We start from the raw sequence: 22,510 nt of genomic DNA on the forward strand, positions 1-22,510 counted from the left end.
TTACACCCACCTTGCCGAGTGACCGCGCCGTTCATGAATACCCTCGCCCAACTCAAGGCCGGCCAATTGGCCGGCATCCAGCGCCTGGACCTGTCCTGCGGGCTGACCGAATTCCCCCGGGAAATCTTCGAACTGGCCGACTCCCTGGAAATCCTCAACCTCAGTGGCAACGCCCTGAGCAGCCTGCCCGACGACCTGCACCGCCTGCCGCACCTGCGCGTGCTGTTTTGCTCGGACAACGCCTTTACCGAGCTGCCGGCCTGCCTGGGCCAATGCGCAAAGCTGAGCATGATCGGCTTCAAGGCCAACCGCATCCGCCACGTACCGGCCGCCGCGCTGCCACCGCTGTTGCGCTGGTTGATCCTCACCGACAACTGCATCAGCCAACTGCCCGACGAATTGGGCCAGCGGCCGCTGCTGCAAAAACTGATGCTGGCCGGCAACCACCTGGCGCACCTGCCGCCAAGCCTGGCCAACTGCCACAACCTCGAGCTGATCCGCATCGCCTCCAACCGCCTCACCGGCCTGCCGCACTGGCTCCTGGCACTGCCCAGCCTGACCTGGCTGGCCTACGCCGGCAACCCGGTGGAAATGGCGGTAGACGTGGCTGACGACGACGCGACGCCAGACATTCCGTGGTCGGCACTGGAACTGGCGGAGGTTCTCGGAGAAGGCGCCTCCGGGGTGATTCGCAAGGCGCTCTGGCAACCCTCGGCCAAGCCGGTGGCGGTCAAGTTGTATAAAGGCAGCATCACCAGCGATGGCTCACCGCTGCACGAAATGCAGGCGTGCATTGCCGCCGGGCTGCATCCCAACCTGATCAAGGTGGAAGGCCGCGTGGTTGGCCACCCGGATGACCAGGCCGCACTGGTGATGGACCTGATCGAGCCGAGCTACCGCAACCTCGCCGCCCTGCCGAGCCTGGCGTCCTGCACCCGCGATATCTACGAACCGGCCACCCGCTTCAGCCTCGCCGTGGCATTGCGCATGGCACGCGGCATCGCCTCGGTGGCCGCGCACCTGCACCGCCACGGCATCACCCATGGCGACCTCTACGCCCACAATATTCTGTGGAACGCGGCGGGCGACTGCTTGCTCGGAGATTTCGGCGCGGCGTCGTTCCATGCCTCGGCGGACACCGTGGAAACCAGGGCGCTGCAACGCATTGAAGTGCGTGCGTTCGGGGTGTTGCTCGGGGAGTTGCTGGAGCGGATTGACACGGGCTTGAGCGACGCCGCACGCCAGATCCTGGAAGGCTTACAGGCGCGCTGCTGTCAGCCCGAGGTGTTGGCCCGGCCGAGCTTCAAAGAAGTCGAAGCGCTGCTGCAATCTATTCCACACCACTGAACCCAATGTGGGAGGGGGCTTGCTCCCGATGGCTGTGGCCCATTCAACATCGTCGTTGACTGACACACTGAAGTGCGCCCCAAAAGTTGGACAGTGATTGTTAGGCTACAGCGGACCGGGCTCTGTACGCTACAGGGCTCAGTCCGCCAAGCTTCGTTTTGATTCGTTTATGGTTGTAGTAATGGATGTATTCAGCCAGTCCAGCCTGCAACTGAGCCACGCTGTCGAAGCTTTCCCGGTAGTAAAATTCTGACTTCAACGTACCAAAGAAGCTCTCCATTGTGGCGTTGTCATAGCAGTTTCCTCTGCGTGACATGCTCTGTTCCAACCCTGCTTTTTCTAGTTGATCCCGGTACTTTGGGTATCGATAGTGCCAACCCTGATCCGAGTGCAGCATGGGTTTGACGCCCTCAGGCAAGCGCTCAAGAGCTTGTTCCAGCATGTCGCCCACCAACGCATATTGGGGGCGTGTGGCGGTCTGATAAGCCACGATTTCTCCGTTGTACAAGTCTAAAACTGGAGACAGATACAGCTTTCCGCCAGCCACTTTGAACTCGGTGACATCCGTTACCCATTTCTGATTCGGTTGTTCAGCCTCGAACTGACGAGCCAGGGTATTGGGCGAGACTTTTCCCATCGGCCCTCGATACGATCTGTATTTCTTCGGTCGTACCGTACATTTCAGACTCAACTCCCCCATCAGTCGCCGCACCGTTTTACTGTTGATCAACTGTCCGTTGCTGCGCAGAGCTAAAGTCATACGACGATAGCCGAAGCGCCCCTTATGCTCGTCTTGAAGGCTCTGGATAGAGGCTTTCAGCGAAACGAACCGGTCTGCTCCGTCCATCGCCTTGAGTTGGTAGTAGTACGTGCTGCGGGCGAGCCCAACCAGTTTGAGCAAAGGGTCCAAAGGGAAGCTTTGCCTCAACTCAGAGACTAATCGGGCTTTTTCTTCGCTTCTTTCTCGCGCCTCATTACCGCCTCGCCTAACTCCCCAAGCTTTTTTAGGTAGGCGTTCTCCATGCGCAAATACTGGAGTTCATCAAGTAAAGCCTTGTGAGCACGCTCTTGGTCGGTGAGTGGGGCAGCCGTTTTTCGAGGTTTAGCTGGTGGTTTGGACATAGCGATATTCAATCCTTTTTCCCCTGAGGCCAGGGCTTCAATACCGCCACTGTAATACTGCTGCTGCCATCTGCCCACTTGGGTAGAGTCACCCAGATTGAAGAGTGCCGCTGCGCGGCGAAAAGAGAGGGAGTCACGCCACATGCGTTGCAGAACGGAGAACTTGAACAAAGCACTATAACGTCCACCGGAACTACTCAGACTGGCCTCACCGTGCAGCCGGTAAGCTTCCACCCAGCGGCGAAGCAAAGTGGGGTCCATTTGAAATCGGGCTGCAATATGGCGAAAGCCACGGCCTCGCTCTAGGAAGGCGGTAATGGCGGAAAGTTTGAACTGCGCGGCGTACTTGCTCATGAAAAAGCCCCAGGAGTTGGATGAGTGTCCAACTTTTGGGGCGCACTTCACACCGCTATCGGGAGCAAGCCCCCTCCCACAGTTTGGACCGTGTTTATTCAGCCACGAATCAGCCGGCCAGGCCGACGAACATATCCTGCACGTCATCATGGTTGTCCAGGCCTTCGAGGAAGGCTTCGACTTCAGCCATCTGCTCGTCGGTCAAACCCGTCACCGGGTTCTTCGCGATATAGCCCAGTTTGGCCGACAGCACGGTAAAACCCTGCTCCGGCAGCGCTTTCTGCACGGCGTCGAGGTCGGTGGTTTCGGTGATGAACAGGGTGGTACCCGCTTCTTCGCCCTCTTCGAAATCCTGGGCGCCGGCTTCAATGGCCGCCATTTCAGGATCGGCGTCCGGGCTGTCCGGCGCGGCTTCGATCAGGCCGACGTGGTTGAAGTCCCAGGCCACGGAGCCGGAAGCGCCCAGTTGGCCCTTGCGGAACGCCACGCGGATTTCGGCCACGGTGCGGTTGATGTTGTCGGTCACGCATTCAACGATCAGCGGCACCTGATGCGGGGCGAACCCTTCGTAGGTCACGCGGTGGTACTGCACGGTTTCCCCGAGCAGACCGGCGCCTTTCTTGATGGCGCGGTCCAGGGTTTCCTTGGGCATCGAGGCTTTTTTGGCCTGCTCCACCACCAGACGCAAGTGGGCGTTGGTCGCGGTGTCGGCACCGTTACGGGCAGCGATAGTGATCTCTTTCACCAGTTTGCCGAAGATCTTGCCCTTGGCATTGGCTGCCGCTTCTTTATGTTTGACTTTCCACTGTGCGCCCATGACTTGCTCTCTTCCTCATGCATCGCGCCGAGACGTCTACTGGCCGGCGCTTTGGGGGCAGAGTTTATAGGGCAAAAACGCAACGTTCCACCAAAAAACCTTCACGGCGCCAGCTCGAAAAACGCCTGAATCAAACGCAGCGACCGACGGCGCTCCATGCACCCCAGGCTGTGTCGGTTGACCAGCCCCTCCCCGTGGATCGGCAGCGCACGCACGCGTGGGTCCGGGCTGACCTCCATCGAGGACACCACGCCCACTCCCAACTGCGCAGCAACGGCTTCGGTCACCGCCTCGCGGCTGTCCAACTCCAGCAGTACTTTCGGTAGCACGCCCGCCCCCAGGCAGGCGTGGTCAAAGGTGCGCCGAGTGATGGACCCGGGCTCGCGCAGCACCATGATCACCTCGTGCAGTTGCGCCAGTTGAATGCCCTCGGCCAGCGTCGCCCACGGGTGGCCAGCCGGCACCAACGCGCAGATCCGCGACTCGCTCAACGCTTGCAGGTGCAGGCCGTTGCGCGGTTCAACTTCGGTGAGCACCGCCACATCCGCATGCTCGGACAGCAGCGCCGCCAGGGTTTCCTGGGCATTGCCCAGCCGCAGGTTGACGGTAATGCCCGGGTAGCGCGCGCGCAGGCTGGCGATCATCGGCATCACCAGGTGCGGGCCATCCGCCGCCACTTCGAGGCGCCCGGTGAGCAACTGCCGATTAGCCTCCAGCAGCGCCTGGGCTTCGTCCACCAGGCCGAAGATCGCCCGGGTGAGCGCCGCCAGGCGTGTGCCCTCTTCGGTCAACTCCACGCGTCGCGCAGTGCGGCGCAACAACGGGATCTGGTAGTGCTCTTCCAGAGCCTTGATGTGCCCGGTCACCGCCGGCTGGCTGATGAACAACCGCGCCGCTGCACGGGTAAAGCTGCCCTCGCGGGCCACCGCATCGAATGCGCGTAGTTGGAACAAGTTCATGCTGACTGACCCGACTATCGGCCTAACTGATAGCTCTCATAACAACAAACAATTTGATTGATGACAAGCCAAACTGCAATTTAGGCGCCGTAACGTCAACCCCCGACACCTTGCAAGGACTTGAGATGAGCACCGCCGCGCCGATCCTGCTGACCCCTGGCCCCCTGACCACCTCTGCCCGCACCCGCCAGGCAATGCGGGTGGATTGGGGTTCATGGGATGAGCGTTTCAACCAGTTGACCGCCAGCGTTTGCTCGCAACTGTTGGCGATCATCAACGGCGCAGACAGCCACCATTGCGTGCCGTTGCAAGGCAGCGGCACGTTCGCCGTCGAAGCCGCCATCGGCACCCTGGTGCCACGCGACGGCAAGGTGCTGGTGCTGATCAATGGCGCCTATGGCAAGCGCCTGGCGAAGATCTGCGAAGTGCTCGGCCGCGACTTCAGCACCGTTGAAACCGCCGAGGACGTACCCGCCAGCGCCGCCGACGTCGACCGCCTGCTGCACGCCGACCCGGCCATCACCCACGTCGCGTTGATCCACTGCGAAACCAGTACCGGCCTCCTCAACCCGCTGGCGCAGATCGCCCAAGTGGTCAAACAGCATGGCAAGCGCCTGATCGTCGACGCGATGAGTTCCTTCGGCGCGCTGCCGATCGATGCCCGCGAAGTACCGTTCGACGCCCTGATCGCCGCTTCAGGCAAATGCCTGGAAGGCGTGCCGGGCATGGGGTTTGTCTTCGCCGAAAAACACGCATTGGGCGCCGCCCAAGGCAACTGTCACTCCCTCGCGATGGACCTCTTCGAGCAGCACCACTACATGGCCAAGACCGGCCAGTGGCGCTTCACCCCGCCGACCCACGTGGTCGCCGCGCTGCACGAAGCGCTGCTGCAATACCACGAAGAAGGCGGCCGGCCCGCGCGCCACCGACGCTACGCCAACAATTGCCAGGTGCTGCTCGACGGCATGGCCGAACTGGGCCTGCGCAGCTTTCTGCCGGCGGCGATCCAGGCCCCCATCATCGTCACCTTCCATGCGCCGAAAGACCCGCGCTACCAGTTCAAGGCGTTCTACGAACGGGTCAAGGCCAAGGGTTTCATTCTGTACCCGGGCAAATTGACCCAGGTGGAGACCTTTCGCGTGGGCTGCATCGGCCACGTCAATGCGCCCGAGATGCGTGCGGCGGTCGCGGCCGTTGCGCAGGCGCTGCAAGAAATGCAAGTGCTGGACATCTGATTGCCCTTTACCCACAGGATCTGAACCATGAACTATCAACACCCCGACACCCTGCAGGCCGTCATCCTCGACTGGGCCGGCACCGTGGTCGACTTCGGCTCGTTCGCCCCGACGCAGATCTTTGTCGAAGCCTTCGCCGAGTTCGATGTGCACGTCTCCATCGAAGAAGCCCGTGGCCCGATGGGCATGGGCAAATGGGAGCATATCCGCACCCTGTGCAACCAGCCGCAGGTTGCCGAGCGTTACCGCAAAACGTTCGGCCGCACGCCGACCGATGACGACGTAACTGCCATCTACCAGCGCTTCATGCCGCTGCAGATCGAAAAAATCGCCGAGCACTCGGCCCTGATCCCCGGCGCCCTCGACTGCATCGCTGCGCTGCGTGCGCAAGGGCTCAAGATCGGCTCCTGTTCCGGCTATCCCAAGCAAGTGATGGACAAGGTCGTCGCGCTGGCCGCCACCAACGGCTACGTCGCCGACCATGTGGTCGCCACCGACGAAGTGCCCAATGGCCGCCCATGGCCGGCGCAGGCGCTGGCCAACGTGATCGCCCTGGGGATTGACGATGTAGCGGCGTGCGTCAAGGTCGACGACACCGTGCCGGGCATTCTCGAAGGCCGTCGCGCCGGGATGTGGACCGTGGCCCTGACCTGCTCCGGCAACGCTCTGGGCCTGACCTACGCGCAGTTCCGTGCCCTGGACAGCACCGCCCTGGCCCGCGAGCGCACGCGTATCGAAGCCATGTTCGAAGGTTCGCAGCCGCACTACCTGATCGACACCATCACCGACCTGCCAGCGGTGATCGCCGACATCAACCGGCGCCTGGCGCGTGGTGAAATGCCGCAAAGCCACTGATCAAGGTCAACTCAACGGCATTCACGTCGGGCAAACCCCGCAAAACAGGCTTAAAGTAAAAGAACTTCGTCGCCAAAGAACGGAGATTTGCCCTGATGAGAGAGGAACCAAGCAATGCCGTGGAAAAATTCCGAGTCACGTTACAGCACTATGTCGATTGCGTTGCACTGGTTGATGCTTGTGCTGCTGGCGGTGGTTTACGCCTGTATTGAGTTTCGCGGGATCTTCCCCAAAGGCAGTGGCGGGCGCACGTTGATCGTGGAAATGCACTTCATGCTCGGCCTGACCGTGTTTGTGCTGGTCTGGCTGCGCCTGTTTGCGCGCTCGCTGGGGGTGGCGCCGAAGATTGTACCAGCACCGCCACAATGGCAGAGCCTACTGGCGACCCTGATGCACTTTGCGCTGTATGCGTTCATGATCGGCATGCCGATTGCCGGCTGGCTGATCGTCAGTGCCCAAGGGCACTCCGTGATGTTCTACGGAATCGAGTTACCGCCCTTGATCGGCGAAAACAAGGACTTGTCCAAGCAGATCAAAGAGTGGCATGAACTGGGCGGCTCCATCGGTTATTGGTTGATTGGCCTGCATGCCGCGGCCGGTCTGTACCACCACTACTTCATGCGTGATAACACCGTGTTGCGCATGATCCCCAAACGCTAGGCAGCCAACCCTCGGCGGCCTTGCAAGCCGCCGGTGTGAACGAAGATCAGACGCGTGCCCGCAGGGAAGCGTCCGGCTGCGACCTGTTGCTTCAACGCCAGCAGTGCTTTGCCGGTGTAGAGCGGCTCCAGCGGTAAGCCGCAAGCCTGTTGCGTGGTCTCGATAAAGTCGAGCAATAACCGGTCGACCTTGGCGAAGCCGCCCCGACTGGCGTCCAACAACTCATACCCGTCCTGCACAATGGCGCGCACGTTCTGTGCTACGCCGTGGTCGTCCGGCACCGCCATTGCGCCGTACACCGGATGCGCCCCCGCCTCGGCCAGTGCCAGCCCGGCCAGGGTCGTGCCGGTGCCTGCCGCCAGCCACCATGCGTCGTAATCGTCCCACCCCACGTTGCTCAACTGCGCGCGCGCCTGCTCGACCAATACGCCGCAACCCAACGCGCCGGCGATACCCCCGCCGCCTTCGGGCACTGGATAAAGATGGGGATATTGCTCGCGCCACGGCAACCAGAAACCAGGCTCATGCCGCGCACGGTAGCCGCCATAACCCAGCCAATGCAGCTGCATGCCGAAGGCCTTGAGGTCGAGGACGGTGGGCGTGTCTTGGGGATGGCCGCGCAACAGGCCGACAGTGGGAAAATCAAAACGTTTGCCGGCCGCCGCCAGCGCATGCAGATGGTTGGAGTATGCCCCTCCAAGGCTGATGATCCCGCCGGCACCGGCCTGTTGCGCCTGGGCCAGATGCTCGGTGAGCTTGAACCACTTGTTGCCGCTGATCAGCGGGTCAATGCGGTCCAGGCGCAGCACGGCCAACTCAACCCCGTTCAGCCAATCCAGCGGCAGCGGTTCCAGGGGCGCATGGGGCAGCCAATCGAAAGGGCCCATCGGGGCAAGTCCGCATGAAAAAAAGGGACGGTAGTCTAACACCGCCCCTTCCGGGCATTTTACAACTCAGCCGCCAGGCGCGAGCCCTGGTTGATGGCGCGTTTGGCGTCCAGTTCGGCCGCGACATCGGCGCCACCGATCAGGTGGACGTTCTGACCCGCCGCGACCAGGCCGTCCTGCAATTCGCGCAACGGGTCCTGGCCAGCGCAGATCACAATGTTGTCCACCGCCAACAGCTGCGGCTCGCCCTCGGCGCCGATGCGGATATGCAGGCCCTCATCGTCGATTTTCAGGTACTCGACGCTGTTGAGCATCTGCACCTGCTTGTTCTTCAAACCGGTGCGGTGAATCCAACCGGTGGTCTTGCCCAACCCATCGCCGACCTTGGAGGCCTTGCGCTGCAACAGGAACACCTCGCGCGCCGGCGGGTGAGGTTGAGGCTTGATCCCGGCGACACCGCCACGCGCTTGCAACTGCGTGTCGATGCCCCACTCTTTCCAGAACGCGTCGCGGTCCAGGCTGGTGGACACGCCCTGATGCACGAGGAACTCCGACACGTCGAAGCCGATACCACCGGCACCGATCACCGCGACGCGCTTGCCCACCGGTTTGCGCTCGAGGATCACGTCGAGGTAGCTCAGCACCTTGGGGTTGTCGATGCCCGGAATCGCTGGCGTGCGCGGTGCGATGCCGGTGGCCAGGATGATCTCGTCGTACCCGCCCGCCGTCAGTTGCGCGACGTCGACACGGGTGTTGAGACACAGCTCCACATGGGTGGTCTGCAACTTGCGATTGAAGTAACGCAGGGTTTCGAAAAACTCTTCCTTGCCCGGCACGCGCTTGGCGATGTTGAACTGGCCGCCGATCTCGCTGGCCGAATCGAACAATGTCACCTGATGGCCACGCTCGGCCGCCACCGTGGCCGCGGCCAGGCCCGCAGGACCGGCGCCGACCACGGCGATTTTCTTGATCTGCTTGACCGGCAAGTAGTTGAGTTCGGTCTCGTAGCACGCGCGCGGGTTGACCAGGCAGGTGGTCAACTTGCCGGCGAAGGTGTGGTCCAGGCAGGCCTGGTTACAGCCGATGCAGGTGTTGATTTCATCGGCACGGCCGGCGGCGGCCTTGTTGACGAACTCTGGGTCGGCGAGGAACGGCCGCGCCATCGAGACCATGTCGGCATCGCCTGCGGCGAGGATCTGCTCGGCAATCTCCGGGGTGTTGATGCGGTTGGTGGTGATCAGTGGGATCTGCACCGCGCCACGCAATTTGGCGGTGACTTTACTGAACGCGCCACGCGGCACCTTGGTGGCGATGGTCGGAATGCGCGCTTCGTGCCAGCCGATCCCGGTGTTGATAATGCTCGCACCAGCCTGCTCGATGGCCTTGGCCAGTTGCACGATTTCTTCCCAACTGCTGCCGCCTTCCACCAGGTCGAGCATCGACAGGCGGAAGATGATGATGAAATTCGGGCCGACGGCTTCGCGCACCCGGCGCACGATTTCTACCGCCAGGCGCATGCGGTTTTCGTAGCTGCCGCCCCAACGATCGGTACGGTGGTTGGTGTGGGCGGCGAGGAACTGGTTAATGAAGTAGCCTTCGGAGCCCATGATTTCGACGCCGTCGTATTCGGCGGACTGGGCCAGCAGCGAGCAGGTGACGAAATCCTGGATCTGCTTCTCGATGCCCGCTTCGTCCAGCTCCTTGGGCTTGAACGGGTTGATCGGCGCCTGGATCGCGCTCGGCGCCACCTGCTTGGGGCTGTAGGCATAACGACCGGCATGGAGGATCTGCATGCAGATCTTGCCGCCGGCTGCGTGTACGGCGCGGGTCACGATCTTGTGCTTCTGCGCCTCTTCGTCGGTGGTCAGCTTGGCCGCGCCGGAATACACCCCACCTTCATCGTTCGGGCCAATGCCGCCGGTGACCATCAGGCCCACGCCACCACGGGCGCGCTCGGCAAAATAGGCCGCCATGCGTTCGAAACCGCCCGGTTTTTCTTCCAGGCCCGTGTGCATCGAGCCCATCAGGGTACGGTTGCGCAAGGTGGTAAAACCCAGGTCCAACGGGGTCAGCAGGTGGGGGTACGCAGCAGCGGTCATGGTCAAGCTCCACAACGGATCATCACGGGACGTGGCACGCTCTAACGGCTTGCCATCGGTTTATGTCCCACAGACTATAGAGGCGATCGGCCAGGGCTCAATGACTGAAACTGACAAGTTATTGATCCAAATGCACAGCCCCCCTTGGCAAGCAGACCCACGGGCCCTACCCTAGTCGCGAACCCTGCACTTGGTCCGTTGTCTGTTCCCCCATGCGTAAACTTCTAGCTTTTACCGTCACCATGGCGTTGGTTGCCGCCGTCGCCGCCTATCTGGTCTGGACCCAGGAGCGCCCCGTGGCGCATTACCTGTCCGACCTGCGCATCACCCTGGCCGTCAACGAGGGCCAGCCCGCCGATCGCGGCAACCTGCTGGGCATCCAGCCGGAACTGTTCCCCGGCGATTACCAGAGCCTGGAACGCTTGCACCTGAAGCTCGCGGCCTACCTGCAAACGGCCCGAGACCAGGGGCTGCTCAATGAAAAAACCATCGTCGTGCTGCCGGAACACATCGGCACCTGGCTGATGCTCAGCGGCGAAAAAAACGAGCTGTATCAGGCGCCCCATCTGAAAGATGCGATGAACTGGCTGTCGATCAGCAATCCGGTGCAATTCATGCGCGCCTGGATCAACGCCACTGGCGACAACCGCATGGACGACGCTTACTTGCGCATGAAAGCCCCAGCGATGGCGCGGGACTACCAGGTGCTGTTCGGCGGCCTGGCCAAGGAGTTTGGCGTGACCCTGGTGGCCGGCTCCATCGCGCTGCCCAACCCCAGCGTGAGCCAGGGGCAACTGCAGGTCGGGCATGGCGCACTGTACAACGCCAGCCTGGTGTTTGCGGCCGACGGCCTGCCCCTGGGCCAGCCGCAGCGTCAGCTCTACCCGATCTACGACGAGCGCGGTTTCATTGCGCCAGGCGATGAAAACACCGTCAGCGTGGTCGACACCCCGGCCGGACGCCTGGGCATCCTGATCGGCAGCGACAGCTGGTACCCGGACAACTATCGCAAGCTCAATGAGCAAGGCGCCCAGTTGATCGCCGTCCCCGCGTTTGTCATCGGGCGTGACACGTGGGACCGCCCATGGCGCGGCTTCAAGAGCGTGTCGACGCCCACGGAAATCAGCCTCAAACCCGAAGAGCTCAGCGAAGGCGAAGCCTGGCGGCGCCTGACCTTGATCAGCCAGCAACCCATCAGCCAGGCCACCGCGGGCATGAGTGTGTTTTTGCGCGGGCAGTTCTGGGACCTGGGCAGCGCCGGCCGGAGCTTTCTCAGCAGCAACGGTCAAGTGTTCGCCGACGGCGACGCCCGTGGTGCGCGCTTGCTGAATCTCTGGCTGTAACGCCGTGAAGCCGGTACGCCTGGGGGATATGTCGGTGGGCTTCGTACACACCCTGGCCGACGCGATCACCCACCACGGCCTGGACCCGCAACCGCTGTTGCTGCAATACGGCCTGGACCCGGCGCGGCTCGCCGAAGCCGGCGCACGCTTGTCGATCCCGCGATATATGCGCCTGGGGCACGCCGCCATCCAACTGACCGGCGACCCGGGCCTTGGCCTGCGCATGGGCCAATTGAGCCGCTTGAACCAGGCCGGCCTGGCGGGCGTCACGGCCGCCCAGGCGCCCAACGTGCGCGAAGCGGCCCGCACCCTCACACGCTTTGAAGCGCTGTATGGCTCCAACTATCGCGGGCAATCGAGCTTTCATGAAGACGCCGAAGGCGCCTGGCTGCGTTTCTATTCCATCAGCCCCTACAACGCCTATAACCGCTTTGTGGTCGACTCGATCATCGCCGGCTGGCTGCACCAACTGTCGAGTCTGGCCCAGCAACCGGTGCAGGCGCAGCGCATCGAGATCGAATTCGAGGCACCGGACTACAGTGAACAATACCGCGCGTTGGGCGACAGCCCGGTCCACTTCGGCGCCGACGCCAATCAACTGCGCCTGAGCCAACCAACCCTGGCGCTGCGCAACCCGCAGCATTGCCCGAGCACCTGGCACCTGCTGTTACAGCTATGTGAAAGAGAGTTGGAGCAGTTGACCCGCACCCGCAGCCTGCGCGAGCGCATTACCCGTTTGCTCGGGCCGATGCTCAATGGTGGCCGGGAACCCGACCTGGAAGAAGTGGCGGCGCGCTTGAAGCTGCCGACCTGGACCCTGCGCCGCAAACTGGCCGAAGAAGGCACTCAGTTCCGGGCGATCCTCAACGATACCCGCCGCGACCTGGCCATGACCTACATTCGCGATACGGAACTGGCATTCGGCGAGATCGCCTACTTGCTCGGCTTTGCCTCGGCTCAAGCCTTTCAACGAGCGTTCAGGCGGTGGAACAACCAGACCCCAGGGGAATTTCGCCGCAGTCAGCGGCATTCCGCCTGAAGCCGGTTTTACAGCTCGGTGGCATCGTCGGCGGGGTCCAAAGGGTCCCATTCAAAGGCCTGGTACTCGAGCAGTTCTTCCTGATAATCGTCCATATTAAGCTCCTTTAGGGTGAAAGCGGCCGCAGGTTGATGACCTGCAAGACCAGCCTAAAGTGCCGTCATGACGAAAAAATGTCAGCGCCATGACGTTCCTGCACTACAGGATTAAACGTAGCAGCGCTGCAAGAATTTATCAGGTGCCAATCAGCCCCGCCCCGTCGAAGGCCGTCGGTGTCACTGGGACGGCGTCGGCAGGGGCGGAATAGCCTCCGTCGGCGGCGGCAGCGTGGGGGCAGCAGGCTCTTGTTGCGGAGCAATCGGTGCGGGCTCGGTCGGAGGTGCGACCGGCTCGGAAACAACCGGTGCGGCGAGCTCCTGCTTCGGTGCTTCGACTTTTTCGGCGGCCGGCGCGGCTTTAGGCTCAGGCACGCCCAACTCCGCCTTAGGCTGCTCGGGAATATGCGCAGCCTTTTTCACTTCCTGCGGCAGGAATACATCCACCAACGCAAAGTACCGCTCATAGAACTTCGGTGCCGAGACAGTCTCACTCGCCACCTTCACCATCGAGTCGTCGGTGGAGCCGATCGGCATCGATACCGAGCCCAGCACACCCACACCCAGGCTTGCGGAGTTGTTGACCTTCTTCAGCGCATAGCGATCCTGCAGGGCGTTGGCAAATATCGTCGAATGATTTTTACCTTTGCCATCGTCCGCGCACACCACGTTGAAGCTGATCTGCATGTGAGTCTCGCCGGTCTGCTGGAAGCTCTTGTTGCCCACCACCAGCTTCGGATCGCTACTGGTGATGATGTAACCCTGGCTCAGCAGCGCGCGGCGCGCGGCCTCGCACGCGGCGATGTCACTGACCGGGTAATCACGGGAGAACGTACCGGAGTCGTCGAAATTCTCGTGCTCGTAAATAGCGGTCTTGGGTGACGAGCAGCCCGTGGCGCCCGCCAACACCAGCGCCAAGCCGAGGCTACGCAAGTGAAATGATGTCGACATTGAAAATCCTGAGGAAAACGATCTGGGCGGTATTGTGCAACAGAACGAGGCCTTGGCGCGCGCATTCCTGTCGGTAAAACGTCACAAGCCTACACAGCGGTGCCTGCAGGAAAAAGCCCGGCGCACATATGGTCAATAAACACGCGCAACTTGGCTGATGCATGGCGACTTGATGGCCACAATATCCAGAAACTGCCACGGTGTTCGAGATGATCGTCCAACACCCGTCGCAAACGCCCCTGCCCCACGGCCTCGTTGACCATGTAGTCCGGCAGACAGGCGATACCCAATCCCTCGTGTACCACATGGTTGAGGGACTCGATGGTGGTACTGACCAGCGGTGTACGCAAGGTCGGCTCGGCGGCGCCCGGCACCTGACGCAACGGCCAGTTTTCCAGCTTGCCGGTGGCGCAGAATTTGTGCCGCAGGCACGCGTGATCGTTGAGATCCTGCGGTTGCTGCGGGGTGCCGTATTGCGCGAAGTAGCCCGGCGTGCCGACAAGCACCAACTGGTAGTAGCCCAGATGACGCGCCATCAAGCGCGAATCTTCCGGCTTGCCCGTGCGAATCACCGCATCGAAACCTTCCTCGATCACGTCCACCATACGGTCGGAAAAATCCACATCCAGCTCGATATCCGGGTAGGCGCGCATAAAGTCACTGAGTACCGGCATCAACAAACCGCGCACCTGCGGCAGACTGATGCGCAACTTGCCCCGGGGCGCGGCGCTGGCGTCCGTCAACTCCTGCTCGGCCGCTTCGACCTCGGCCAGAATGCGCCGCGAACGCTCAAGAAACAGCGAGCCTTCGCTGGTCAGGGTGATGCTGCGCGTGCTGCGGTGAAACAGCCTTACACCCAGGCGCTCTTCCATGCGCGCGATACTTTTGCCCACGGCCGAAGACGATACCCCCAGCACACGGCCAGCAGCGGTAAAGCTGCGCGTCTCCGCCACCTGCACAAAGACCGACAGGCTGCTCAAGCTGTCCATGATGACACCCCGACTGATTACGGACACCTACGTCCGATAAGTTCGGAACCTTAGCCTGTTTTTCCGCGCACCACAGCCCCTTACTCTGCCGCCTTGCCCCTTTCACATGGATAGAGCGTTATGAGCGACAACCCGTCACTGACCCATTGCCCGGCGAACGCCCAGCCTGACGCGCTGCCGCTCGGTGGCTTGCTGGCCCTGGCTTGCGCAGGGTTTATTACCATCCTCACCGAAGCCATGCCCGCAGGGCTCCTGCCGCAGATGGGCGCAGGCCTGGGCGTGTCACCCGCCCTGGTTGGCCAACTGGTCACCCTCTACGCGCTTGGATCGCTGCTTGCAGCCATCCCATTGACGCTACTGACGCGTGGTTGGCGCCGCCGACCGCTACTGCTGGTGGCCATTGGTGGCTTTGCCCTGGTCAACAGCGTGACTGCCGTATCCAGTCACTATGGGCTGACACTGGTAGCGCGCTTTTTCGCCGGGGTATTCGCCGGGTTGCTCTGGGCCCTGTTGGCGGGTTATGCCAGTCGCATGGTCGCCCCTCACCTGCAAGGCAGGGCGATTGCCATCGCAATGCTTGGCGCGCCGCTGGCCCTGTCCCTGGGCGTGCCGGCCGGCACACTGCTGGGCACTCTCGTTGGCTGGCGCTTGAGCTTTGCGATCATGACCGGACTGACGCTGGTGCTACTGCTCTGGGCGCGCTGGCAACTGCCGGACTTTGCCGGCCAAGCGGCACAACAGCGCCTGGGCCTGCGCCAGGTGATGACGTTGCGTGGCATTCGCCCGGTGCTTTGGGTGACCTTTACCTACGTGCTGGCCCACAACATTCTCTACACCTACATCGCCCCACTGCTGGAGCCCGCCGGAATCGAGGCCGATATCGACCGGGTACTGCTGGTGTTTGGCCTCGCGGCGTTGTTGAGCATCTGGCTGGTGGGCCTGCTGATCGATCGATGGTTGCGCCCGCTGGTGCTACTCAGTTGCGCGCTGTTCGGCCTGTCGGCGCTGGCGCTGGCGTTCTGGATCGACTCGCCGGCGGTCATCTACACCGCCGTAGCGGTTTGGGGCCTGGCATTCGGTGGCCTGCCGGCCTTGCTACAAACCGCTCTGGCCAAGTCCGCTGGCGAGTCGGCGGACGCTGCGCAATCGATGCTGGTGACCGTGTGGAACCTGGGCATTGCCGGTGGCGGGTTAGCGGGGGGGTTGCTGCTGCAGAGTTGGGGCGTGTTCGCGTTTCCCTTGGCGGTAGTTGCTTTGATGCTGCTGGCCCTTAGCAAACGCCCATGAAAAAGCCCCCGGTCTTTTCAGGCCGGGGGCTTTTTATTCAAACCGAGATCAGTACTTCTTGATCTCAGCCTTGGTTTCCAACTGCTTGCGGTACGCCGCGAAGTCCTGCTGACCCACACGGGAAGCGAGGAAACGGCGGTATTGCGCCTTCTCGTCGTCCGATGGCGCCGCCGCTTCGTTGACGCTGTTCAAGCGCACGATCACCAGGCTGCCATCCGCGAGAGTCACGGTGGTGAAGGTCGGTTTGTCCTTGGCCGCAGGCTTGGGCATGCGGAACAGGGCTTGCAGCACGACCGGGTCGATCGCTTCCTGGCTACGGGTAGCCGCTGCGGTGACTTTCCAGGCCTGACCATCAATGGGCTGGTTCAGCGGGGTTTTGCCATCACGCAGGCTGGCGATCAACTCGTCAGCGTGAGTCTTGGCAGCCGCGCTGGCGCGTTCCTTGGTCATCTGTGTGCGGATCGCCGCTGCCACGCTTTCCAGCGGCAGTTGCGCAGGCTTCAGGTGTTCTTTGGCCCGCAGCACGATGATGGTTTCCGGGTCGAGCTCGATGGCGGTGCTGTTGGCACCCTCATCCAACACTTCCGGACTGAACGCGGCAGTGACCACGGCACGGTTGGCTGTAACACCCTCCCCGCCTTCGCGACCAAACGGCGCAGAGGTGTGAACGGTCAGCTTGAGGTCGGACGCTGGCTGAGCCAGGTCGGAGGCTTCAAATGCCGCATCTTCCAATTGCTTGGTCGCTTCGACAAAACGCTGTTCAACCTGTTGATTCTTGAGCTCGTGAGTCAGCTTGCCTTTCAGGCTGGCGAACGATGGCACTTCTGGCGCTTCAACGCCCAAGAGCTTGATCAGGTGCCAACCGAAGGTGCTGCGCACGGGTGCCGAGACCTGATCCTTATTCAAGGCGTACAGGGCTGCTTCGAAGTCCGGATCGTAAACGCCAGGACCGGCAAAGCCGAGGTCACCGCCATTGCTGGCCGAACCCGGATCCTGGGAGAACTCCTTGGCCAGGGCTTCGAACTGCTCACCCTTGGCCAGGCGCGCCTGGATTTCTTCGATCTTGGCCTTGGCTTGCGCCTCGGTGACCTTGTCGTTGACTTCAATCAAGATGTGCGCGGCACGACGCTGCTCAGCGAGGTTGGCGGTTTCTTTCTCATACGCCGCCTGCAGTTCATCGTCCTTGACGGTGACCTGGTCGAAGAAAGACGACTTCTTCAACTCCAGATAGTCGATGACCACCTGGTCCGGGGTCATGAACTCTTTGGCGTGCTGGTCGTAGTAAGCCTTGACCTCGTCGTCGGTGAGTTTCACCGCCGCAGGGTTGGCCTTGATATTGACGGTGGCGAAATCGCGGGTCTGTTTTTCCAGGCGGGCGAATGCCAGCACCTGTGCGTCAGTCACGAAACCGCTGCCGGCGATGCCTGCGCGAACCTGGCCGATGAGCATTTCCTGAGTCAACATCTGACGGAACTGCAGACGGCTGTAGCCCAGTTGACGGATCACCTGGTCAAAGCGTTCGGCGCTGAATTTGCCGTCCACCTGGAATTCCGGCGTCTGCAGGATCACCTGGTCCAGCGCAGCTTCAGAGAAGCTAAACTTGGAATCGGCGGCGCCTTGCAGCAGCAGCTTGCGATCGATCAGACCCTTGAGGGCCGCGTCGCGCAGCAGTTTTTCGTCCAGCAGGGATGCATCGAAATCCTTGCCCAACTGTTGCATCAGTTGGCGACGTTGCATGTCGACGGCCTGGCTCAGTTCGGTCTGGGTGATTGCTTCACCATTGACCTTGGCCACGTCCTGCTTGGTGTTGGTCGAAGCCTGAAAAATAGCCTCGATACCGGTGAACGCCATCAATGCGACGATGATCCCGATAATGGTCTTGGCAATCCAGCCTTGTGAATTGTCCCTGATATTTTGCAGCATGCGTCCCCCAGAAACGGTTGAACTTCAAAAATTGGCAACCGTGGAGCGTGGGTAGAGTCCGGATAGAAGAAAGGCGCATCCGAGGATGCGCCTTCTCTCGTAACTGGCGGAGCGGACGGGGGTTAGAACCCACACCCCCGGCGTGGTGACCCGATGGATACGTGGGTCAGCTGCCGCTCCGCTGCCAGGCCAGACCTGCGTCGGACCCGGGTAGGTAAAGGCTTGATCGAGGCTTAGTTAACGGCTTCTTTCAGGGCTTTACCGGCTTTGAAACCTGGTTTCTTGGCAGCAGCGATTTGCAGTGCTTTGCCAGTCTGTGGGTTACGGCCAGTGCGAGCTGGACGGTCAGTCACAGAGAAAGTACCGAAGCCTACCAGTACCACCGAGTCGCCGGCCTTAAGAGCGCCAGTGACGGATTCGATCACTGCGTCCAGCGCACGGCCAGCAGCAGCTTTCGGGATATCAGCGGATGCGGCGATAGCATCAATCAGTTCCGACTTGTTCACTCTAAGTCCCCTTATATATCTATTGAGTATGATTCTAAGTTTTTTGGTGAAAGCAAAAACCAGTGCTGAATGGACTACAGACACTTAAGAGCCGCTTTATAACAAGGGCTCTAAAAAGCTGTCAAGGAAGCCCCCAGGCTTTAACGCATTAATGCGTGCTAATTCTTTCCTTGGAATCAGACTCGCGCTTTTCGTCCTTAGCGACTATCTCCGGAGCCACATCCGGCAAGGGCTCCGGCGCGTATTGCAGCGCAATTTGCAGGACCTCGTCAATCCATTTAACTGGTTTAATCTGAAGATCTTGCTTGATATTGTCAGGAATTTCCTTCAAGTCGCGGACATTCTCTTCAGGAATGATCACGGTCTTGATTCCACCCCGGTGTGCGGCGAGCAATTTCTCTTTCAGACCACCGATGGCCAATACCTGCCCACGCAGGGTGATTTCCCCGGTCATGGCCACATCGGCGCGCACCGGAATGCCGGTCAGGGCCGAAACCAGGGCCGTACACATACCTACGCCAGCGCTAGGGCCGTCTTTCGGGGTCGCCCCTTCCGGCATGTGGATATGGGTGTCGTGCTTCTCGTGGAAGTCCAGGGGAATCCCCAGGCTCCGGGCGCGGCTGCGCACCACGGTCTGCGCGGCGGTGATGGATTCGACCATCACGTCACCCAGGGAACCGGTCTTGATCAATTGGCCTTTGCCTGGGATCACCGCAGCTTCGATGGTCAGCAATTCACCGCCCACCTGGGTCCACGCCAGGCCAGTCACCTGCCCTACCTGATCCTGCTGCTCAGCCAAGCCGTAACTGAATTTACGCACGCCGAGGTAGTGCTCCAGCACATCGGCCGTGACCTTCACCGAGAAGCGTTTTTCCAGTGCATGTTCCTTGACCGCCTTGCGGCAAATCTTCGCGATCTGGCGCTCAAGCCCCCGTACACCGGCCTCGCGGGTGTAGTAACGCACCATGTCGCGGATCGACTCGACCGCGAATTCAATCTCGCCTTTCTTCAGGCCATTGGCCGAAATCTGCTTGGGCGCGAGGTATTTGACGGCGATGTTGATCTTCTCGTCTTCGGTGTAACCCGGCAGACGAATCACCTCCATCCGGTCCAGCAACGCTGGCGGAATGTTCATGGAGTTGGAGGTACACAGGAACATCACGTCGGACAGGTCGTAGTCGACTTCCAGGTAATGGTCGTTGAAATTGTGGTTCTGCTCGGGATCAAGCACTTCGAGCAAGGCCGATGCCGGATCGCCACGCATGTCGCTGCCCATTTTGTCGATTTCATCGAGCAGGAACAGCGGGTTGCGCACCCCCACCTTTGTCATCTTTTGAATCAATCTTCCTGGCATCGAACCGATGTATGTCCGGCGATGACCCCGAATTTCCGCTTCATCACGCACGCCGCCGAGAGCCATGCGCACGAATTTACGGTTGGTGGCATTGGCAATCGACTCGGCCAGGGAGGTTTTACCCACACCAGGCGGACCGACCAGGCATAACACCGGGCCACGAATTTTCTTCACGCGCTTTTGCACCGCGAGGTATTCGAGAATGCGTTCTTTGACTTCTTCGAGGCCATAGTGGTCGGCGTCGAGGATATCTTCGGCGCGAGCCAGGTCCAGGCGGACCTTGGTCTGAGCCTTCCACGGCACCTGCACCAGCCAATCGATGTAGGAACGAACCACAGTGGCTTCGGCCGACATCGGCGACATTTGCTTGAGCTTGTTCAGCTCTGCATTGGCTTTGGTCAGGGCGTCTTTCGGCAGGCCGGCGGCATCGATGCGCTTTTTCAGCTCTTCGATTTCGTTGTGGCCTTCCTCGCTGTCGCCGAGTTCTTTCTGAATGGCCTTCATCTGCTCATTCAGGTAGTACTCGCGCTGGCTGCGCTCCATTTGTTTCTTCACGCGACCACGGATGCGTTTTTCAACCTGCAGCAGGTCGATTTCGGCATCGAGCAGCGCCAGGACGTGTTCGACACGGGCCGGCAGGTCGATGATTTCGAGGATGTCTTGCTTCTGCTCGATTTTCAGCGCCATGTGCGCGGCCATGGTGTCGACCAGGCGGCTAGGCTCATCAATGCTGTTGAGGGAAGACAGGACTTCAGCCGGGACTTTCTTGCCCAACTGCACATACTGCTCGAACTGCGAGAGCAGGCTGCGTACAAATACTTCGGACTCGCGCTCCGGGGCCTCGACTTCGTCGATCAGCGCCACTTCGGCGCGCAGGTGGCCGTCCACCTCCATGAAACGCTCGACCGCACCACGCTGCTCACCTTCCACCAGCACCTTGACGGTGCCATCGGGCAGCTTGAGCAGTTGCAGGACAGTCGCAACGGTACCGACGCGATACAGGGCATCTTCGCCTGGATCATCATCAGCAGGGTTTCTCTGGGCCAACAGCAGGATCTGCTTGTCGCCCGTCATCGCAGCCTCGAGGGCTTCGATAGACTTCTCGCGCCCCACGAACAGCGGGATAACCATGTGCGGATAGACGACGACATCACGCAACGGCAGGAGAGGCAATTCGATGGTTGTCTTCATGATTTCGCCTCTATGACAGTTGAAAAGTAAGCATGAAACCAAGATGGGGGCTGCTAGCAAAAAAAACAAGCTCAATGCCAGCAGTTAAACGCAGGAAAAACACACCCTTAAAACAAAAGGGGCCCCTAAAGGCCCCTTGTTGTTATGCAGCTGCAGGACGCTTACGCGTCTGGCGCAGCCTTGGCAGCCGGCTCACTGTTTTCATAGATATACAGTGGCTTGGACTTGCCTTCGATAACGCTTTCGTCGATCACCACTTTGCTCACCTCGGACTGCGAGGGAATTTCGTACATGGTGTCGAGCAATACGCCTTCGAGGATCGAACGCAGGCCACGCGCACCGGTCTTGCGCTCCAGTGCCCGCTTGGCCACTGATTTGAGTGCATCGGTACGGAACTCGAGGTCTACGCCTTCCATTTCGAACAGCTTGGCATATTGCTTGGTCAGGGCGTTTTTCGGCTCGGTGAGGATCTGAATCAGAGCAGCCTCATCCAACTCGTCCAATGTCGCCAGGACCGGCAGACGACCAACGAATTCAGGGATCAGACCAAACTTGACCAGATCGTCAGGTTCAACTTCACGCAGGGACTCGCCCACCTTCTTGCCTTCTTCCTTGCTGCGCACTTCTGCACTGAAACCGATGCCGCCGCGGGTGGAGCGGTTTTGAATAACCTTTTCCAGACCGGAGAATGCACCGCCGCAGATGAACAGGATATTGCGCGTATCAACCTGAAGGAATTCCTGCTGCGGGTGCTTGCGGCCACCTTGTGGCGGTACGGAAGCAACCGTGCCTTCGATCAGTTTCAGCAAGGCTTGCTGCACGCCTTCACCGGAAACATCCCGAGTGATCGACGGGTTGTCGGACTTGCGCGAAATCTTGTCGATTTCATCGATGTAGACAATACCCATCTGGGCTTTCTCTACGTCGTAGTCGCACTTCTGCAGCAACTTCTGAATGATGTTCTCGACGTCTTCACCCACGTAGCCAGCCTCGGTGAGGGTGGTAGCGTCGGCGATGGTGAACGGAACGTTCAGCAGGCGAGCAAGGGTTTCTGCAAGCAGGGTTTTACCCGAGCCTGTAGGACCGATCAGCAAGATGTTGCTCTTGCCGAGCTCGACTTCGTCGTTTTTCTTGTCACGCTGGTTCAAGCGCTTGTAGTGGTTGTACACCGCTACGGCCAGAACCTTTTTTGCACGCTCTTGACCAATCACGTACTGATCAAGGATGCCGCTGATTTCTTTAGGCGAAGGCAATTTATGCGCACTGCTCTCGGCCTGGGCTTCCTGCACCTCCTCACGGATGATGTCATTGCACAGGTCGACGCACTCGTCGCAGATAAAGACCGAGGGGCCGGCAATCAATTTGCGCACTTCATGCTGGCTTTTGCCACAGAAGGAGCAATAGAGCAGCTTGCCGTTGTCCTCGCCGTTGCGGGTGTCAGTCATTCGTTCGATCCAAATCCGATAGGCTTGCAACACAAGATGAAGGCTTATGCGG

18 protein-coding genes are annotated in these 22,510 nt (G+C 60.6%); 7 read left to right on the plus strand and 11 right to left on the minus strand.

Features of this window, described 5'->3' with window-relative positions:
- The first annotated feature begins 33 nt into the window (after positions 1-33).
- Positions 34-1,347 carry a protein kinase gene (locus U5A08_RS17970; RefSeq protein ID WP_321847795.1) on the plus strand — a complete coding sequence of 438 codons (1,314 nt, stop codon included), beginning with the start codon at positions 34-36 and terminating at the stop codon, positions 1,345-1,347.
- 100 nt (positions 1,348-1,447) lie between these two features.
- On the opposite strand, the gene U5A08_RS17975 is transcribed toward U5A08_RS17970, so the two are convergent.
- From U5A08_RS17975 to U5A08_RS17985, 3 genes are all read right to left on the minus strand, one after another.
- Positions 1,448-2,823, minus strand: a protein-coding gene (locus tag U5A08_RS17975) for an IS3 family transposase (RefSeq protein WP_321847797.1) whose coding sequence is annotated in 2 segments (ribosomal slippage) — positions 1,448-2,320 and positions 2,323-2,823 — 1,374 coding nt in all. Because the reading frame shifts where the segments join, the coding sequence is not laid out codon by codon here.
- Positions 2,824-2,932: 109 nt separating this feature from the next.
- Positions 2,933-3,640: a YebC/PmpR family DNA-binding transcriptional regulator gene (locus tag U5A08_RS17980; protein WP_253396885.1), complete on the minus strand. Its 708-nt coding sequence runs from the start codon at positions 3,638-3,640 to the stop codon at positions 2,933-2,935.
- Between the two features lie 101 nt (positions 3,641-3,741).
- Entirely contained in the window at positions 3,742-4,599 is an 858-nt protein-coding gene (locus U5A08_RS17985; RefSeq protein WP_321847800.1) for a LysR substrate-binding domain-containing protein, read from the minus strand.
- Between the two features lie 125 nt (positions 4,600-4,724).
- Here U5A08_RS17985 and U5A08_RS17990 point away from each other — a divergent pair, with 125 nt between their 5' ends.
- The 3 genes from U5A08_RS17990 (at position 4,725) to U5A08_RS18000 (ending at position 7,349) form a co-directional block, all read left to right on the plus strand.
- Positions 4,725-5,834: a 2-aminoethylphosphonate--pyruvate transaminase gene (locus U5A08_RS17990; protein ID WP_321847801.1), complete on the plus strand. Its 1,110-nt coding sequence runs from the start codon at positions 4,725-4,727 to the stop codon at positions 5,832-5,834.
- A gap of 27 nt (positions 5,835-5,861) precedes the next feature.
- Complete coding sequence (gene phnX / locus U5A08_RS17995; RefSeq protein ID WP_321847803.1) at positions 5,862-6,689, plus strand: phosphonoacetaldehyde hydrolase; 828 nt, start codon at positions 5,862-5,864, stop codon at positions 6,687-6,689.
- A gap of 114 nt (positions 6,690-6,803) precedes the next feature.
- Complete coding sequence (locus U5A08_RS18000) at positions 6,804-7,349, plus strand: cytochrome b (protein ID WP_253396893.1); 546 nt, start codon at positions 6,804-6,806, stop codon at positions 7,347-7,349.
- On the opposite strand, the gene U5A08_RS18005 is transcribed toward U5A08_RS18000, so the two are convergent.
- On the minus strand, positions 7,346-8,236 hold the full coding sequence (locus U5A08_RS18005; protein ID WP_321847806.1) for a 1-aminocyclopropane-1-carboxylate deaminase/D-cysteine desulfhydrase: 891 nt from the start codon (positions 8,234-8,236) through the stop codon (positions 7,346-7,348). The two genes, U5A08_RS18000 and U5A08_RS18005, sit on opposite strands and share 4 nt — an antisense overlap.
- A 59-nt stretch (positions 8,237-8,295) precedes the next feature.
- Positions 8,296-10,335 carry an NADPH-dependent 2,4-dienoyl-CoA reductase gene (locus tag U5A08_RS18010; RefSeq protein ID WP_253396897.1) on the minus strand — a complete coding sequence of 680 codons (2,040 nt, stop codon included), beginning with the start codon at positions 10,333-10,335 and terminating at the stop codon, positions 8,296-8,298.
- A gap of 212 nt (positions 10,336-10,547) precedes the next feature.
- Here U5A08_RS18010 and U5A08_RS18015 point away from each other — a divergent pair, with 212 nt between their 5' ends.
- Together U5A08_RS18015 and U5A08_RS18020 are read left to right on the plus strand one after the other, a co-directional pair.
- Positions 10,548-11,678, plus strand: coding sequence for a carbon-nitrogen hydrolase family protein (locus U5A08_RS18015; protein WP_253396899.1), 1,131 nt, complete (start codon positions 10,548-10,550; stop codon positions 11,676-11,678).
- A gap of 4 nt (positions 11,679-11,682) precedes the next feature.
- Positions 11,683-12,717, plus strand: coding sequence for an AraC family transcriptional regulator (locus U5A08_RS18020; protein WP_253396901.1), 1,035 nt, complete (start codon positions 11,683-11,685; stop codon positions 12,715-12,717).
- Between the two features lie 275 nt (positions 12,718-12,992).
- Here U5A08_RS18020 and U5A08_RS18025 read toward each other — a convergent pair whose 3' ends face one another.
- On the minus strand, positions 12,993-13,763 hold the full coding sequence (locus tag U5A08_RS18025) for a DUF2242 domain-containing protein (protein ID WP_321847810.1): 771 nt from the start codon (positions 13,761-13,763) through the stop codon (positions 12,993-12,995).
- 89 nt (positions 13,764-13,852) lie between these two features.
- Positions 13,853-14,752: a LysR family transcriptional regulator gene (locus U5A08_RS18030; RefSeq protein WP_321847811.1), complete on the minus strand. Its 900-nt coding sequence runs from the start codon at positions 14,750-14,752 to the stop codon at positions 13,853-13,855.
- Positions 14,753-14,872: 120 nt separating this feature from the next.
- Here U5A08_RS18030 and U5A08_RS18035 point away from each other — a divergent pair, with 120 nt between their 5' ends.
- Positions 14,873-16,039 (plus strand): MFS transporter, encoded by a 1,167-nt coding sequence (locus U5A08_RS18035; RefSeq protein ID WP_321847812.1) that lies wholly within the window; start codon positions 14,873-14,875, stop codon positions 16,037-16,039.
- Positions 16,040-16,087: 48 nt separating this feature from the next.
- Here the strand turns inward: U5A08_RS18035 and U5A08_RS18040 are convergent, their stop codons facing one another.
- The 4 genes from U5A08_RS18040 to clpX all read right to left on the minus strand — a co-directional run bounded on the left by U5A08_RS18040 (position 16,088) and on the right by clpX (position 22,458).
- Positions 16,088-17,962 (minus strand): SurA N-terminal domain-containing protein, encoded by a 1,875-nt coding sequence (locus tag U5A08_RS18040; protein WP_321847813.1) that lies wholly within the window; start codon positions 17,960-17,962, stop codon positions 16,088-16,090.
- A gap of 233 nt (positions 17,963-18,195) precedes the next feature.
- Positions 18,196-18,483 (minus strand): HU family DNA-binding protein, encoded by a 288-nt coding sequence (locus U5A08_RS18045; protein WP_221034285.1) that lies wholly within the window; start codon positions 18,481-18,483, stop codon positions 18,196-18,198.
- A gap of 133 nt (positions 18,484-18,616) precedes the next feature.
- A complete protein-coding gene (lon, locus tag U5A08_RS18050; protein WP_321847814.1) occupies positions 18,617-21,013 on the minus strand; it encodes an endopeptidase La in 2,397 nt (798 codons plus the stop codon).
- 161 nt (positions 21,014-21,174) lie between these two features.
- Positions 21,175-22,458, minus strand: coding sequence for an ATP-dependent Clp protease ATP-binding subunit ClpX (gene clpX, locus U5A08_RS18055; protein WP_017848146.1), 1,284 nt, complete (start codon positions 22,456-22,458; stop codon positions 21,175-21,177).
- Positions 22,459-22,510: the final 52 nt, after the last annotated feature.

Source organism: Pseudomonas paraveronii (genome assembly GCF_963681955.1).
In the GTDB taxonomy this organism is placed as follows: Bacteria; Pseudomonadota; Gammaproteobacteria; order Pseudomonadales; family Pseudomonadaceae; genus Aquipseudomonas; species Aquipseudomonas paraveronii.